Below are 17,901 nucleotides of genomic sequence, written 5' to 3' on the forward strand. Positions count from 1 at the left end.
TTAGTGGAAACCTCAAAACTAAAAAAATTCGCCCAATTCGCCAGACGCAGCCTACTGGAGCAGGTCTCCACCAAGCTCAAGTTGGTGTTGTCCGAGAACAGCCTCGCCCGCCGTGAAAGACCAGACGCTGTTTGGAAGCTCGAAGAGGGGATCAAGGAGCACGGCAAGGACCAGGTCATCGAACGGGTGGCCTATATCTGGTTTAACCGCTTCTGCGCCCTGCGCTTCATGGATGTGAACCGCTATAACCGGGTCAATATTGTCTCTCCAGCCGACCCCGGACAGTTCCAGCCAGAGATTCTGGCCGAAGCCAAAATGGGGCATATCGACGAAGAAATGGTGCCGGATAAGATCCGACAGCAGATCTTCGCACTGCTCGACGGCAAAGCGCCCAGCCGAGACCCGCAAGGTGCAGCGTACCGCCTGCTGGTGGTGGCCGCCTGCAACTTCTGGAACAAGACGATGCCGTTCCTGTTCCAGCGCATCAATGACTACACCGAGCTGCTCATGCCAGACGACCTGCTCTCGGGCAACTCCATCCTCGCCTATACCCGCGAGGCGATGACGCCGGATGCCTGCGAGGATGTCGAGGTGATCGGCTGGCTCTACCAGTTCTACATCTCCGAGAAGAAGGACGAGGTGTTCGATGGTCTGAAGAAGAACAAGAAGATCACGCCCGAGAACATTCCCGCCGCCACCCAGCTCTTCACACCGCACTGGATCGTCCGCTACCTGGTGGAAAACTCCCTCGGCCGTCTGTGGCTGCTCAACCGTCCCGGTTCGAAGCTGATTGAGCAGATGGACTACTACATCAAGCCCGAACAGGCCGAGACGGAATTCCTGCGCATCACCAAGCCTGAGGAGATCAAGATCTGCGACCCGGCCTGCGGTTCCGGGCACATGCTCACCTATGCCTTTGACCTGCTCTATGCCATCTATGAGGAGGAAGGCGTTGATCCTGCCGAGATTCCGGAGAAGATCCTGACTCACAATCTCTACGGCATCGAAATCGACGAACGCGCAGGGGAACTGGCTGCATTTGCGCTGACCATGAAGGCCCGCGCCAAGCAGCGCCGGTTCTTCAACAAGGGCGTCAAGCCGAACATCTGCGTGCTGGAGAACGTCCACTTCGATGAGGACGAGTTGAAGAGCTATATGGATTTTGTCGGCCGCGACCTGTTCACTGCGCCACTGCAAACTACCCTGCGCCAGTTCGAAGAGGCAGACAACTTTGGCTCCCTGATCCGTCCATATGTCACCGACGTGGACGGCATGCTCAGGATTCTGGAGTCAAAGAACGTCTCGGGGCAGCTGTTTATCAGTATGACTCACCAGAAGGTGCTGCAAGCCCTGCGGCAGGCCGATTACCTGAGTCCAAAATACCATGTGGTGATTGCCAATCCGCCGTACATGGGTGGCAAGTGGATGAATGGCCGCATGGCCACATGGCTCAAGGACAACTACGCTGATGTGAAATCTGATCTGTTCTCTGCCTTTATCGTCCGCAACATTGAGCTAACGCTTCCCAAAGGCCAGCTTGGTTTCATGTCGCCATTCGTATGGATGTTTATTTCAACGTATGAAAAGTTGCGCAATTATTTGATTAGCAAAAAGACACTTACATCTCTAGTACAACTGGAGTACTCGGGATTTGACGGAGCAACTGTGCCGATATGTGCCTTCACAGTTGAAAATGCTCACCTTCCCGAATTCGAAGGTGGATTCATAAGGCTTTCTGAATTTCGAGGATCGGTAAATCAAGGGCCTCGAATGCTGGAAGCCATCAGGAATCCAGACTGTGGTTGGTTCTATCGCGCATCTTCACTAGAGTTTGAGATTGTCCCAGGTACGCCGATAGCCTATTGGCTCAGTCCAAGCCTTAGAGAGATTTTTAGGCGTTCGCGACCCCTGTCGACATTCTGTGACTTTAGAATAGGTATGGCCACGGGTAAGAATGATTCATATGTGCGCCTGTGGTACGAGGTTTCCTGGCAAAGAGTTGGGTTTAATATATCTTCCAGAGATGATGCAATTAGATCAGAAAAAAAATGGTTCCCTTATGCCAAGGGTGGGGACTATAGAAAATGGGCAGGTAATGAGGAGGCAGTAGTCAACTGGGAAAATGGCGGAGATCTCCTACAGAATACATTGCATCCGTCTGGTGCTCGCATATGGGCACACAATTTTAACCTTCACAATATATTTAAGCCTGCGGTTTGTTGGACGGTCGTCACATCGGCGAAGAATGGATTTCGTAGCCATGGCAGTGGCTTCCTGTTTGATGCAGCTGCTGGTTTGTGTCAGCCGAAGGATCAAACCTCACTTCAATACTTGACGGGCTTGTTGAATTCCAAAGTGTCGGAATCGCTCTTGCCGATTTTGAATCCAACGCTTAATTTACATCCGGGCTATCTTTCCTCAATTCCGGCTGTGTTGGTAGATACAATTTCTACGGTTCAACGCTCAACCACGCTTGCCCGAACTGATTGGAGCTCCTACGAAACTTCCTGGGACTTCACAAGCATGCCTTTGCTGAATCCCGATTACCGCCAGCCAACCTTAAAGGCCACTTATCAGAGACTCCGCGCCCACTGGCAGGAAATGACGTTGGAGATGCAGCGGCTGGAAGAAGAGAACAATCACATCTTCATCGAAGCCTACGGCCTACAGGACGAGCTGACGCCCGAAGTGCCGCTCAAGGAAATCACCCTGACCTGCAACCCCTACTATCGTTACGGCAACAACAAGAGTGAGGATGAGCTGGAGGCGCTGCTGCTGGCCGACACCATGCGGGAGTTGGTCTCCTATGCCGTGGGCTGCATGTTCGGCCGCTATGCGCTGGATAAGCCGGGGCTGATTCTGGCCAACCAGGGTGAGACAATCGAGGACTACCTGAAGCGGGTTCCTGAGCCCAGCTTTCCGGCCGATGAGGACAATGTCATTCCCATGCTCGACGGCGACTGGTTCGCCGACGATATCGTCGAGCGCTTCCGCAAGTTCCTGCGCGTGGCCTTCGGAGAGGAACACTATGAGGCCAATCTTCAGTTTGTCGAGCAGGCGCTGAACATCAAGGGAAAACGCAATTACAGCATCCGTGAATACTTTCTCTGCGAGTTCTACACCGACCATGTAAGGCGCTACAAAAAGCGTCCCATCTATTGGCTGTTCTCCAGCCCCAAGAGCAGCTTCAACGCGCTCATCTACATGCACCGCTATCGCCCGGATACGGTCAGCGTGGTCTTGAACGACTACCTGCGCGAATTCCGCACCAAGCTCACCTCGCACAAGAATCATCTGGAGGCGGTCAGCATCAGCGCCAGCAGCAGCCAGGGCGAGAAGACCAAGGCGTTGAAGGAGATCGAGAAGATCAGCAAGATGATCGCCGAGATGGAAGAGTACGAACGCGAGGTGTTTTACCCGCTGGCCACCCGTCAGGCGGAGATCGACCTCGATGACGGCGTGAAGGTCAACTACCCCAAATTCGGCGCTGCCTTGAAGAAGATTCCGGGACTTGATGCCAAGGAGGACGATTGAGCCCCTCTGACATGGAATTGCCCCAGCGCGCGGCTTATCGCGACTGGCTCGCGTCTGTCAAAAGCCGGATTCACGCGGCGCGCATGAAGGTCGCGCTGGCAGCGAACAGCGAGCTGATTGCACTGTATTACGAGCTTGGGGCTCAGATCAGCGAGCGGGAGTCTACGGCGCAGTGGGGATCAGGTTTTATTGATGCGTTCAGTAAAGACCTGAAGGCCTCGTTTCCAGATATGGGCGGCTTTTCCGCCAAGAATCTGCGCTACTGTCGGGCTTTTTTCCGCTTTTACTGTGACCCGGCAATTTGGCAACAGGCTGTTGCCAAATTAGCCTTTGAGCCTTGGGCTGGTGTGGATGCTGAGCTTGCTCCACGCATTGCGTTGATTCCTTGGGGGCATCACATTCAGATCTTTAGCAAGTGCTCTGACCTTGCCGAGGCCGGGTTTTACCTCGCGCAGGCCATCGAGCAGGGCTGGAGCCGCGATGTGCTGGCGTTGCAGCTCAAGTCAAGGTTGTACGATCGGTCTGGCAAAGCAGTGACCAATTTTAACCGCACCCTGCCCGCGCCCCAGTCGGACCTGGCTCAGCAGACCCTGAAAGACCCTTACACCTTCGACTTTATGACCATGACGACCCCGTATAACGAACGGGATGTGGAGCGCCAGCTTACCCAGCATATCACCCAATTTTTGTTGGAGTTGGGCAAGGGGTTCGCTTTTATCGGGCGTCAGTACCCTCTGGTAGTCGGTGATACCGATTACTACATCGATCTGCTCTTCTACCATGTGACCTTGAAGTGTTATGTGGTAGTCGAGCTCAAAAACCGCAAGTTCATCCCCGAATACACCGGCAAGCTCAACTTCTATCTGTCGGCGGTGGACAGCATGCTCAAACGCGAAGACGACCAGCCCACCATCGGCCTGTTGCTGTGCCGGGACAAGAACAATATCGAGGTGGAATTCGCCCTGCGCGACATGAATAAGCCGATGGGCGTCAGCGAATATATCCTGATGGAAACCCTACCCGACAATCTTAAGGGCGTGCTGCCGACGGTGGAGGAGATTGAACAGGATTTGCAGCAGTTGGAGCCGCAAGAAACGCAAGAGGACTCCGATGATTAAGCCTATCAAGCAGGGCAATCGGCTTTTGCTTAATTATCGAGCAGATCAAACCAATGATGCGCGTTGGCTCGATGACAAACTGCGCAATGACGGCGGAGTGACCTTGCGCCGTACCTTTACCTTTACTTCCAAAGAGATGCTGACGCAGGCAGCGGCTTCTGATGAGGCGGGGGATGACGAGCGCGTCTTCACACTGGGAGTTTTGGAAAACGGCTACTACAAAATCAGCAAAGACATTCTTGGCCTTAAGTACGATCTGTTCCTTCATGAAAAAACGAAAATTGAGCCAAAAACATTTGTTGCATATCGTGATATTTCCATATTTAGAAAAATAGATGAACTCATTGACGAGCCAATCATTGTTGGAGGGGAAAGTGAGCAAGCTATCCCATTAAACGACTTCGATCTTCTGCTGAGAACTTTTCCAACCAGTACTGAGTTAACCCATTACGCCGGGACCCGAATTGCACGAATACTCAAAGACTATTTCAGGACAATATCGGATGCAGAGAAAAAACTGAATCAGCACCTGAATCGCAGGAAGAAATTACCTGTCGAGTCTCGTGAAAGCATCGTGTCGAACTTTGAGTTGCAAAAGTTCGAATATGTTCATGCCGAACTGGAATCCATGCTCGCTGATGTGGATAGCTATACCGAAAAGGACTGGCAAACGAAGATTATTGGCTTGTTGCTGTTTGTTTTCCCTAAATACATTGCCGTGCTTGAAAATGTCCACATCAAAGATTTCTACACCAATGCTGGTAAAGCCACTGATCGTTACATTGATCTGATGCTGGTTGATGCCAACGGTGCGATTGACCTCATTGAAGTTAAGAAGCCCTTTTCAAATGCACTGGTGTCTTCCAGCACCTATCGAGATAACCATACACCAAAGAAAGAATTGGCTGGATCAGTGATGCAGGCAGAAAAATATTTGTTCCACCTCAACAAATGGGGGCACGCGGGAGAAAAGGAAATCTACCACAAGCGCAAAGCTGAGCTACCCAGTGAAATAGAGCTGAAGATCACGAATCCCAAGGCAATGATCCTGCTTGGACGGGACTATGATTTCGTGGGGCAGCAGCGTTTCGACTTCGAAATCATCCGGCGTAAATATGCCAATATGCTCGACATCATGACTTACGACGATCTGCTGCGCAGGGTGGCAAACATCATCGAAATGATGAAACGCCATGGCTCTAACAGAGGTGCGCAATGAACAACCGCATTGCCCAAGCCTTGAACAAACTGTTCGACCGACACCGGATCGTCTTCTGGTACGACGCCAAGCAGGAACTGCGCGACGACTTCGAGGCGCTTCAGCTTCCCGGCGTCGAGAAGCTGGAGCTGATCAACCACGAGTACGGCATCAAATACAGGCTGCTGCGCGAGCAACCGGAACAGAAATTCCTGCTCTACCGCGAAGGGCCTCAGCCCGCCGATCTGGATAACTGGCTGCTGGATGTGCAGCTGGCCCACGGAGAGTTCCGCACCGATCAGGTGGCCATCTGGCTGTCCGAACTGGAGCTCGGCCTGGAGTTCACGGATGTGGTGCAACCTCATGGGGAGTTCTTCCAGGCGATCAAACGCAAGGACGCCCTCAAGAAGCTGCTGAAGGCGGACGACACTGCCGGACAGATTCGTCTGAAGATGTTGGCGGTATGCACTGGCAGCGAGCCGCGCATGGATGCGGTGGTGGAAAACCTGCTGCAGGAGCTTGCCGATGGCCGGGACGAGAAGGTCAGACTGATAGGCCGGTGCAGCCTGGACGGCTTTCTTTGGGAACAGATGACCCGCCTTTACGGTTACAAGTCCGAAGAGCCAGGCATCCGTGACTTCGCCATTGAGCTTTTCAAGTCATGCTACGCGATGGGCACCGATGGTCAGGTGAAACTGACCGGCGATGCCTTGGTGTTTCTCAAGCGCTGGAAGGACAGCCGCCTGTTCGAAGGCGGCTTCGAGACTCTCTCGGGAGAATGCGCCGAGATTCTTGGCATCGAGCAGGATCTGGCCAAACGGGATTTCCGCGATTTGATTGAACTGGATTACTTCCGCCTGATTGATCAGAAGATCATCAGTGACCTGGTGCGGGCGGTGGCAACCCGCACGGTCTCCAGCGGGGATGTGGCGATCTGGGTTCGCCAGCGGCGAGCGGGCCACTGGTATCGCGAATATCGGCATCTGTACGAAGCGGTCGATCACGCTGCCCAGTTCATCCACGCCTTGGGCGAGGCCCAGCTCGCCATGGATAGCTTGGCCGAAGGCGTGCAGCGTTACTGCCGTTTCTGGTATCTGATCGATCAGCTCTACCGCAAGTTCACTTATCATGTGCGCATGTCGGGACAGGCGTCGCTGATGGGCAGCCTGACCGAGCAGATTGAAAACCTCTATACCAACAACTTCCTGCTGAAGCTGGGCGACCGCTTTCAGACCTTTGTGGATGCGGCATCGAAGTGGGAAGCCTTCCCCGTGCGCAAGCAGAAGGATTTTTTCGAGCACTGGGTCCGGCCGTTTCTGCGCAAGGATAACAAGGTCTGCGTGATCATCTCCGATGCCATGCGCTACGAGATCGGCGATGAACTGCTGAGCCTCATCCGCCAGGAGGACCGTTATAGCGCCGAACTGGAACCGGCGCTTTCGATGCTGCCCAGCTACACCCAGCTTGGCATGGCGGCGCTTCTGCCTAACAAGGCATTGGAGATTGCCGACAACGAAACCGGCACCGTGCTGGTGGATGGGCAAAGTTCTCAAGGAACAATCAATCGCACCAAGATCCTGCAAGCGGCCCTGAATAGCCGTGGTGAAGCCATTACCGCCGAGGAGTTTATGCAGCTGGAACGGGATGGTAGCCGCGAACTGCTGAAAAACAACGACGTGCTCTATATCTACCACAATCGCATAGACCATACTGGCGATAAGATGCATTCGGAGGGGCAAGCCTTTGAAGCGGCTGAGGAAACACTGGGCGATATCGTCAGGCTGGTGAAGAAGCTGACGGCGGCGAATGCCAACAATATTCTGGTCACCGCTGATCATGGTTTCATCTACCAGCATCGTCCGCTGGACGAGAGCGACTTTGCCAGTGTGGAGGTCAAGGGGGAGGTGATTCTGTACCGTGACAGGCGCTTCGTGCTCGGCAAGGGGCTTGCTGAGTCACCCAGCCTGCACAGCTTCTCCTCTGAACAACTGGGCCTTTGCGGAGAGGTCGAAGTCCAGATTCCCAAGTCGATCAACCGGCTGCGTCTGAAGGGCTCTGGCAGCCGTTTTGTTCATGGTGGCGCATCGTTGCAGGAAGTGGTGATCCCGGTGCTCAAGATCAACAAGAAGCGCCAGAGCGATGTCAGCGCCGTCGAGGTGGAGATCCTGCGTGGAGCCAGTTCGGTGATCACGTCCGGGCAACTGGCGGTGACCATGTACCAGGCCGGGCCGGTGACGGACAAGATCCAGCCGCGTGTGCTGCGTGCGGGCATCTACACCGAGGGGGGCGATCTGATCTCCGACAGCCACGATCTGACCTTTGACCTGAGCTCGGACAATCCCCGGGAGCGGGAGCTGCAGGTACGCTTTGTGCTGACCCGCAAGGCCGACGAGGCCAACGGCCAGGAGGTCATTCTTCGACTGGAGGAAAAACATGCCGGGACTTCACATTACAAGGAATACAAGTCACTCCGGTACTTGATGCGGCGCTCATTTACCAGCGACTTCGACTTTTAAACGACGGGTGACCGATGAACGAGCTTGACCAGAAAATCAACACACATTTCCCGGGACTCGTTGTCCGCAAGGATCTCGTCAAGACCGTCAAGGGCAACGCCATCGTTCCCTCCTACGTGCTGGAATACCTGCTCGGTCAGTACTGCGCTACCAGCGATGAGCCGACCATCCAGACCGGTATCGAGACAGTCAAGGAGATTCTTGCCAAACATTATGTTCACCGGAATGAAGCCGGATTAGTCCGCTCAAATATCAAGGAAAAGGGGCGCTACAAGGTCATCGACAAGATCAGTGTCGATCTGAACGACAAGAAGGATGTCTATGAGGCGCAGTTCTCCAACCTGGGCATCAAAGAGGTTCTTGTTGATTCCGGAACGGTGAAAAAGCACCCCAAGCTCCTGGTCGGCGGAGTGTGGTGCATTGCTGATCTGGAATATGAGTTTACCGAAGACAAAGGCTCAAGTCCCTGGATCCTGTCGACCCTCAAGCCGATCCAGCTCTCCCATTTCGATTTCGAAGGATACGTTGAGGCTCGCAAGCAATTCACTACTGACGAGTGGATCGACCTGCTGGTACAAAGCATCGGCTTCAACCCAGAGATGTTCGGCAAGCGCAGCAAGCTGACCCAGCTGGTCCGCCTGATCCCGTTTTGCGAACGCAACTACAACCTGATCGAACTCGGCCCCAAAGGGACCGGCAAATCTCACATCTACTCGGAGTTCTCGCCTCACGGCATCTTGATCTCCGGCGGCGAGGTTACGGTTCCCAAGCTGTTCGTGAACAACTCTTCCGGAAAGATAGGCCTCGTCGGCTACTGGGATTGCGTCGCCTTCGACGAGTTTGCCGGAAAGCAAAAGCGCGTGGACAAGGCTCTGGTCGATATCATGAAGAACTACATGGCCAACAAGTCCTTCTCGCGGGGCGTCGAGACGCTGGGCGCGGAGGCATCCATGGTGTTCGTGGGCAATACCCAGCATACCGTGCCCTACATGCTCAAGCACTCGGACCTGTTTTGCGAGCTGCCCGACAAGTTCTACGACTCCGCATTTCTTGACCGAATTCACTTCTACATCCCCGGCTGGGAGGTCGACATCATCCGGGGTGAGATGTTCTCCAGCGGCTACGGATTTGTGGTGGACTACCTGGCTGAGATTCTTCGCTCGATGCGCAATCACGATTACTCGGACCGCTACAAGGAGCACTTCTCCCTCTCCTCCGATATCTCGACGCGGGACCGCGATGGCATCAACAAGACATTCTCCGGCCTGATGAAGATTCTCTTCCCGCATGGAGGGGCGACCGAGGAAGAGATCGAGGAGCTGCTGCGGTTCGCGATTGAGGGGCGCAAGCGAGTCAAAGACCAACTGATGCGAATCGACTCTACCTACGGTAACGTTCGCTTTACCTATCTGGGCACTGACGGCCAGGCCAAGCCCGTCACCACGCTCGAAGAGGAGGAATACCCCAGCTATTACAACAAGGCCATCGCCGAGGGTGAAGACAGGGAAACCTTGGAACCTGCGCAACCTGGCTCACTGCCCGTTCCATCCGGACCACTGGCTCCAGTCGAACCTGTTCTCAAGGAAAAACACCTTATATTCCAAGAGAACCAGAAGGGTCTCTCCTTTGATACGCTTTTCGGTTTTTATCTCAAAGGAGCGGCTGCAATCACAGTCACAGATCCGTACATCCGGCTGTTTTACCAGATGCGCAACTTCATGGAATTTTTGGAGACCGTGGTAAAGCACAAGGCTTCGGATGAGGAGGTCTCCGTTCATCTGGTGACGACGGAAGACGATTTCAAAGGGGAGCAACAGAAAGAAAACTTCGAGAAGATGAAGGAGTCCGCCAGAGCGGTGGGCGTGAACTTCACCTGGAAATTCGACGGTACCGGCACGATCCATGCTCGCCACATTGTGACTGACCACGGCTGGAAAATCTCGCTGGATCGCGGCCTCGACATCTTCCAGCACTACGAAATGAACGATTCCTTCACCTTCGCCAATCGACTGCAGCAATACCGCCCATGCAAGGCGTTCGAGGTGACGTTCATTAAGATCGGAGAATATGGTAATGGCCATTGACGGATCAGCAATAATCTAAAACCACCATCTCCTCCGTGGATTCGTATGGTCTAGAGCTGGAATTTTGCCCATGAAGATCCAGTATGCCTCTGATCTGCACCTGGAGTTCGGATCCGATCCGCTCAGGCCTGAGGATATGGCAGGTGACGTGCTGGTGCTGGCCGGTGACCTGCACAGCAAGCCCGCGCGCCTGGCGCAGTGGCTCGCCGCCCTGCCGCCGCGACCGACCTTGCAGGTGCTCGGCAATCACGAGCACTACGGCGGGCATTTCATCCAGGCTCTGGACAAGTACCGCCAGGCCCTGGCTGGTTTGGCGCATGTGCGATTGCTGGAGCAGGATGAGATCCACCTCGGGCCGGTGCGTTTCCTCGGAACCAGCCTCTGGAGCGCCCTGCGCGATGCCCGCGGCAGGATGTCGCCCGGCATCCAGACCGACAGCACGGATTTCAGAACGATCCGGGCTGGCAGCCAGTACCGCCGCCTGCAGCCCGCCGATGTCATCCAGCGGCATCAGGCCAGCCGCGCCTGGCTCGAAACCCGGCTGCGCATCCCGCATGCCGGACCCACGGTGGTGATCACCCATCACGCGCCGAGCTTCAAAAGTGCCGAATCAGCGGATGAGGACGGTAGTCACTGCAGTGATCTCGATGCCCTGATCCTGGCAACCCGTCCGGACCTGTGGATCCATGGGCATGTGCACCAGAGCCTGGATTACCATATCGGTGATACGCGCGTGCTCTGCAATCCCTATGGCTACCTGACCCGCAACGCCCAGGATCGCAACCCGGCGTTCGATCCCAGGCGCTGGGTGGCGGTGTAGGGGAGGGGCTTCACCAGGCTACCATTGATGCTGGAGCTAACAACAGATGGCCCCAATCCGAACTTATCACTGGTACACTCGGCGGGGTAAGGTCAGGATAAAATTCGATTAGTCGAATGAAAGCTAAAAGTGTACGCGGTTCCGGCAGCGGAAAATCTGGGGATTCTACAAACCGGAACGAAGGGTGGGGCATGGAAAACGAACAACAAATCAGTGAGTACCAGACCAACGATGCAGACGCGCTTGTCGGTGAACTATTTGCCGGCGGCATTTCCGTGGGGGATGCAATCGAGAGGCTCAGAACCCGCCTTCTTGACCTGTCGGCCCGCAACCGGTTGCTGAACTACCGTCACCCCAAGGGGCGCTGCATCCAAATCGCCGATGAGCCGAATATCAACTTGGTATTTGGCAGGCTGTATGTGGACGGCAAAGCCGTTTCTTTCAAATACGTCCCTGAGCCTCCGCCCGGCACCTACGAGGGGAAGCGACCTGAGGCTAAGCTGCACGCAGCTCGTGTCGGCATATCAACATCGTTTGAGTTTCCACCCAATCCAACCGGTGCCGACGGGCACCGTTTGCATGGGATACAGGCTCTGCTCTATCCAGTCGATCTGGAACGCCAGTTGCGCAAGATTGCCAGCGAGGCCAAGACTGCCATCGAGGAAACAGGCACCAACATGCTGTTTCTCGTTTTTGGGTTTCTGGAGTTCTATGACAGCGAGGATTCCGAACGCCCGATGCTTGCTCCACTAATTTCTCTTCCGGTCACCCTTGTTCGGGGAGGGGTCGACAGGGAGACGCGCACCTACCAGTATAGCGTCCAACACAATGGTGAGGATCTAGCCGAGAATCACACCCTTCGGGAAAAACTGCGCCGCGACTTCATGCTCTCTATTCCTGAGTTCAGTGAAGAGGACGAACCTGAAACCTATTTCCAGCTCTTCGAGCAGGCGGTGAAGAACAAGCGCCGCTGGAAGGTACGTCGTCAGATTACTCTTGGTATGCTTTCTTTCGGCAAGCTGGCGATATGGGCCGATCTCGACACCAAGAAAAACCCCGGCCTCATTGAGCATGACTTAATCAAGTCCGTTTTCTCTGGCTGTTCGGGCGGCGGCGACGGCGGACTTCTCGCTGAGGACTACCGCATCGATGAACGGCCGGAAGCTATGCAGCCCCTCATATACGACGCAGACTCATCTCAACATAGCGCGATCATTGACGTCCTCGCGGGTAAAAGCCTGGTCATTAACGGTCCTCCCGGCACCGGCAAGTCGCAGACCATCACCAACATCATCGCGGCGGCTCTTTCCAATGGCAAGAAGGTGCTGTTCGTCTCCGAGAAGCTGGCCGCCCTCGAGGTGGTGCGCCACCGGCTAAACCAAGTCGGCCTAGGCCATTTCTGCCTTGAGCTGCATTCCCACAAGACGCAGAAGAAGAAGTTCCTTGAGGACATCCAAGCCCGTATTGAGGGGCGATTCCCCGCACCGCCACAGTTTCAGGCCAAGCTCGCCACACTAAACCGCCAGAAGAGCGAACTCGCCCGGTACGCCGAGCTGATGGGCAGCCGCGTCGGCAACGCACTCGGACTGACGGTCAATGAGGTGTTCTGGGCGGCGGAGCGGCGAAGACAGGAACTGGGCGATCTATCTGCTGAGGTGAACGCCATTGGCTTCCCTGACGCCTCACAGTGGACGCACGATGACATTGAGACCCGCAGGTCGCGACTCGCCAGTCTTGCGGAGCTTTACGACATCATCGGACGGTTTGACTCCGACCACCCGTGGTGGGGATTCCGCCCCGATCCGCTAGCCCCCTCCGACGATGAGGCCATAGCGAGGACGATTCACCAGGCTTTAGAGCATGCCGTCAAAGCCGATGTGGCCGCCGAGGAGGCCGTGGAGTTCTTCGGATTCAGGGAGCAGCCCGATGCGGCCTCGGCGTACAAGGTTAGTTCGGTTCTGGATATGGCACAGGCGGTTCCCGAAGGGGCCGATCCGGCGTTGCTGGCCCGGATGTTCGATGCCGAGTCCGACCCAAAGGGGCAACGAAGTTCGCGGCTGCTCTCAGATGTAGCTTCAGGCGTGACCAAGACGCGTCAGCTTTTCGAGTCCGCATCGAAGGTTCTGGCCGACGGTGAAAGGCTTTCCTCCGATAAGATGGACGAGACCAGAAATTTGGCTGAGAAGCGCAAGCTGTCCTCCACATTGTTGGATGTCGACATCGGCGAAGCTCTGGAATCCACCGCTCGTCTCGAGAAGGCGCTGGAGACATTTGATGCCGCAGCCCTTGTCGCGGCTGCCCCATACGGGCCGGCCGGCAAGGTCGCCTTGGACGCCTTTCTTGCGAACCTCACGAAAGCTCCGGAGTCGTTGGGCCCGTACCCGATTCGTTCCATTGCTACCCGCGCCGCGGCGGTGCTCGAAGCGGCGAGGTCCCTTTCCGAAGCCGTTTCGAAGGTCGGGTCCATAGCCGCCCATCGCGGACTTCCGTTCGATTCCACACCGGACTCCGTGGCCCGGCTTGCTGATCCCGACGGGCTTCCCGGCCTTGCCAAGGAAACCCCGGTTGATGCCGCTTCTTTGGCGGAGGCCCGCCGTCTCTCGGCATTCGCACTGGCCGACAAATCTACCGGGGAAATCCAAAAGCTCAAATCACTGCTGGCTGCAGAGGCGTCCGCCTGCTCCGAGGCACTGGCCCGATGCCGCTTGGTCGCCGAACGGCTCGGCATCGGCTTTGACGCGACCCAGCGTGCCGTGGAGGAAATCTCTGCTGTTGCACGAGTTGCCGCCGCCGCTCCGACCGATTTGCTCGAATATCGCCGCTCGACCTTCGGCCAAGCCAGAACAGCCGAGTACATAGAAAACATTCGAACCGCGATCTCCAAGGACAGGGCCGATAGGGCCGCGTTTGATCCCGTCTTCTATCTTGACGCTCTTCCTGCTCCGGCCGAGATCAAGTTGGCCGTGGCTGCCCTGCGCCGTAAGGAGGGGTTCTTCGCCTTCTTCGACGCGGAATGGCGCAAGGCCAAGAAACTCCACGCTGGTCTGTGCAAAGAAAAGCGCAAGATATCGGGCAGGAAACGTGCCGAAGAACTGGTCAGACTGGTTTCGTGGATTGAGGCCAATAATTCCTTCGTCTCCGACACTGAACTCAAGGAGAGCTTCGGAGGACTGTTTCGCGGACTTGAAACCGATCCCGACAAAATCGCCCGGCTCAATGACTGGTATCTGTCGAGTCACGCGATGCTGGTCGAATACCCCGGACTCGTTGACAAGGTCAATCTGACGATTATTCCGGCCGACAGGGTTTTGGAACTGGCTACCATGGCAGAGTCTGTGAAGACCGATGTGGGGATATTGGCGGGAGCGGAATCGGTGGTGCGCGAGATTCTCGGCGCGGACGTGGCAGGATTCCGTGAGGCGAAGACCCGCAGCTGGGATGCCGGTCTGGAATCGCTTGGCAAGGCGGTGAAGAACCTCGAAATCGTCTCTGGTTTCTTCGCCGACCGGGCCGACTTGATCATCTCTCCCAAGGACGCCCTGCGTCTCATGGAAGCCCGAGCGGATCTGGACAGGGTCGCCTCCGATCTGGCCCTCCTAATGCGCGGCGACAAGGCGCTGCGGGAGGCCGGCGGAGAGGAGCTTGGGCTGCTTGCAGACCTGTCCGGTGGACGTTGGACGGAGATTTTGCCTTCGATTGTCGCTCAAGTGTCGCTCATCGCTGAAACGGCCGTGCAGGCCGTCGCCTTCGCCCCAGAGGAATCCCCGCTTTCCATCGCGCATGCGTTCGCAAAGGCTAAATTAAAGCTAGACTCGGCTTGGTCGCAGGTCGCATCCCTTCCTGTTTGGAGCCGGTATGACGACTGGTCCGCGCTGGCCGACGTCGCGCGGGAAGACGCGGCGGCTGCGAGGAAAATCCTCGAAAGCATCACTCCATTCGCCCGAAACGGGGTTTCCGCCAACGAGGTCTTCGCTGCCTCCAGCGAAGAGGCCGAAGCCCATTCTATCCTTAAACGCTTCGCTGCATCGGAAGAGGTGCGGCGGATGCTTGGTGATGTCTTCGACGGGGCTGACACCGACCTGGATCGCCTTTCGATTACACACGGATGGGGTGAAGCCGTGTGCTCCCTCGAACTGCCGACGGCTGTCCGGGCCCGCCTGCTCGCGCAGGACGCTCCCGAGGCCTTGGCCGACGCGCGGCGCATTTACCGTGAAATTGACGAGGGCTGCCGCAAGGCTCGGGAGATTATGGAAAGCCTCTCATCCTATGGATCCTTCGCATGGGACGAGTGGCAGAATCAAGCCCGCGTGGGTTCCGGGCGCGATCTTCCATCCGAAATAAGATCCCGACTCGACGCCGTGGCCGGGGCCCCGGGATCGGTGCTGCAATGGTCGAAGTACCTCTCACTCCGGCAGCAGGCCCGGCAGGAGGAAATGGCTGACTTCGTGTCCGCCCTCGAATCCGGGCGGATGCCTTCTGCCTCGTTAGCCACCGCCTTCGAGTTTGCCGCGTATCAGTCCATCGGAAGGGCGGTTTATCAGGCATTCCCGGAGCTGTCGCGGTTCAACGGAAGCGCCCATGAGAAGACGCGCTCGGACTACCGGTCCCTCGATGCCGAAATCGTGTCGCTCACCGGCAAAGACTTCGCCAGCCAGATTGAGAAGCGCACGCGCGTGCCAGAGGGGCAACGCGGGATGACCGTCGGAGACTTCACTGAAATGCATTTGTTGCGCCGCGAAATCAGCAAGCAGCGCAGACACATCCCGATCCGCCAGTTAGTGAAACGTGCGGGCACCGCCTTGCAGGAGCTCAAACCCTGTTTCATGATGGGGCCACTGTCCGTAGCCCAGTACCTCGAACAGGGCTCCCTCAAGTTTGATCTGGTGGTCATGGACGAGGCATCCCAGTTGCGGCCGGAGGAAGCCCTTGGGGCAGTCGCTCGCGGTTCACAGTTGGTCGTCGTCGGCGATCCCAAACAGTTGCCACCCACTAGCTTCTTCGACCGCATGCTAGACTCAGGCGATGACGAGGACGAAGAGGATGCGCCGGCCGCCATCACGGGCATGGAGAGTATTCTCGACATCTGCCAGCAGCTGTTTACGCCCTTGCGCAGCCTGCGCTGGCATTACCGCTCGCAACACGAGTCACTTATAGCGTTCTCGAATCATCACTTCTATAAGAACCTCATCGTTTTCCCCTCGCCCTATGCCAAAAACCCGGGACTTGGGGTGAAGTACCGCTACGTAAGGAGTGGTTCGTACAAGGATCGTCAGAATGTGCCGGAGGCCCAGCGTCTGGTCGATGCAGTTCTCGAACACATGATCAAGCGGCCCGACGAGTCGCTTGGTGTAGTGACGCTCAATCAGACCCAGCGCGAACTCATCGAGGAGTTGCTCGACAAAAAGCTCAAGACCTTTGATGAGGGAACTGACTTCATGGACCGCTGGGAGTCCGAGGGCTGGCCATTCTTCATCAAAAACCTTGAAAGCGTACAGGGCGACGAACGCGATGTGATTTTCATTTCCACCACATTTGGCAAAGCTCCCGGCACGGATAAGGTTCGGCAGAATTTTGGCCCGATCAGTCGCCCGGACGGCTGGCGTCGGCTTAATGTACTCTTCACGCGTTCGAAGCGCAGAATTGAACTTTTCACGTCCATGGTACCTGAGGATATCGTTGTTGACGAGAGAACCCCTTTGGGCACCAAGGCATTACGTGATTATCTCGACTTCGCTAAGCGCGGTGTGCTGGTATCTACCGACGAAGGCGAGCGTCAACCAGATAGTGACTTCGAGGTGTCTGTAGCCAACGTGATCACGGCCCTTGGCTACGAGGTGAAGCCACAGCTTGGGGTGGCCGGGTTCTTCATTGACATGGCCGTGCGAAACCCTGACAGACCAGGGGAGTTTCTGGCCGGCATCGAGTGTGACGGGGCAACCTATCACAGCGGTTTCTCTGTACGGGATCGCGACCATATCCGCCAGGAGATTCTCGAATCACTCGGTTGGAAAGGCCGCATCCATCGCATTTGGTCGACAGACTGGTTCTATAACCCGGGCAGGGAAACTGAGCGACTACGAAACTTCCTCGCAGAGCGCCGCCACTCTTGCGCGGTTGAGAATCCATTAGATTGGGAGGAAGAGGAGAATTACGAAATCAATTCCGACGAAGCGGACGAGGCGACACTGGCTATTAATGAACTGTTGGAAACCGAAGCGGCCCCATCCGGCAGTGACGATTTATTGGTCGAAGTAGGAGACTGGGTCACATATTGCCTCGTGGGCGATCAGAACGAAAGGCATACCGTTCTGATCGTAGATAGCGAGAGCAATGCGAGAATGGGCATCGTCAATGAGCAGACACCATTGGCTCAAGCCCTGTTGGGGCTTTCACAGGGAGATGTCGGTGACTTAATTATCCCCGGGCACAAAGCCAAGCAGTTGCGCGTAGTGAAGATTCAGAGGCAGGAAGAGCTACTGGCCTGATTAGCGGGGCAACCTGACTCAAAAACTGCTTTGCTACTCGAAAAGGGGTGAAGTCGGGGCGGCTCCGATCGCAGTGGAGCAGTATTTCAGAACATGAACATTCAATTATCAATGTAAGATGTACCTGACAATGATGATTGCCGCTA

General features: G+C 55.9%; 7 protein-coding genes. All 7 read left to right on the forward strand.

Annotated elements, in window-relative coordinates; translation table 11 throughout:
* Window positions 1-3 precede the first annotated feature (3 nt).
* The 7 genes from pglX (at window position 4) to WOB96_RS03140 (ending at window position 17,755) form a co-directional block, all read left to right on the forward strand.
* The gene (pglX, locus tag WOB96_RS03110; protein ID WP_341369813.1) at window positions 4-3,534 is read left to right on the forward strand and encodes a BREX-1 system adenine-specific DNA-methyltransferase PglX; all 3,531 of its coding nucleotides are present in this window, start codon (window positions 4-6) and stop codon (window positions 3,532-3,534) included.
* The gene (locus WOB96_RS03115) at window positions 3,531-4,652 is read left to right on the forward strand and encodes a PDDEXK nuclease domain-containing protein (RefSeq protein ID WP_341369814.1); all 1,122 of its coding nucleotides are present in this window, start codon (window positions 3,531-3,533) and stop codon (window positions 4,650-4,652) included. Before pglX ends, WOB96_RS03115 begins: the two co-directional genes overlap by 4 nt.
* On the forward strand, window positions 4,645-5,871 hold the full coding sequence (locus tag WOB96_RS03120) for a Shedu immune nuclease family protein (protein ID WP_341369815.1): 1,227 nt from the start codon (window positions 4,645-4,647) through the stop codon (window positions 5,869-5,871). The genes WOB96_RS03115 and WOB96_RS03120 overlap by 8 nt, the downstream gene beginning before the upstream one ends.
* Complete coding sequence (gene pglZ / locus WOB96_RS03125) at window positions 5,868-8,366, forward strand: BREX-1 system phosphatase PglZ type A (protein ID WP_341369816.1); 2,499 nt, start codon at window positions 5,868-5,870, stop codon at window positions 8,364-8,366. The genes WOB96_RS03120 and pglZ overlap by 4 nt, the downstream gene beginning before the upstream one ends.
* Window positions 8,367-8,380: 14 nt before the next feature.
* Window positions 8,381-10,450: a BREX system Lon protease-like protein BrxL gene (gene brxL, locus WOB96_RS03130; RefSeq protein ID WP_341369817.1), complete on the forward strand. Its 2,070-nt coding sequence runs from the start codon at window positions 8,381-8,383 to the stop codon at window positions 10,448-10,450.
* Window positions 10,451-10,520: 70 nt separating this feature from the next.
* Window positions 10,521-11,270, forward strand: coding sequence for a metallophosphoesterase (locus tag WOB96_RS03135; protein WP_341369818.1), 750 nt, complete (start codon window positions 10,521-10,523; stop codon window positions 11,268-11,270).
* Window positions 11,271-11,461: 191 nt separating this feature from the next.
* A complete protein-coding gene (locus WOB96_RS03140) occupies window positions 11,462-17,755 on the forward strand; it encodes a DUF4011 domain-containing protein (RefSeq protein WP_341369819.1) in 6,294 nt (2,097 codons plus the stop codon).
* The last annotated feature ends 146 nt before the right edge of the window (window positions 17,756-17,901 follow it).

The sequence above is a fragment of the Thermithiobacillus plumbiphilus genome (assembly GCF_038070005.1).
In the GTDB taxonomy this organism is placed as follows: domain Bacteria; phylum Pseudomonadota; class Gammaproteobacteria; order Acidithiobacillales; family Thermithiobacillaceae; genus JBBPCO01.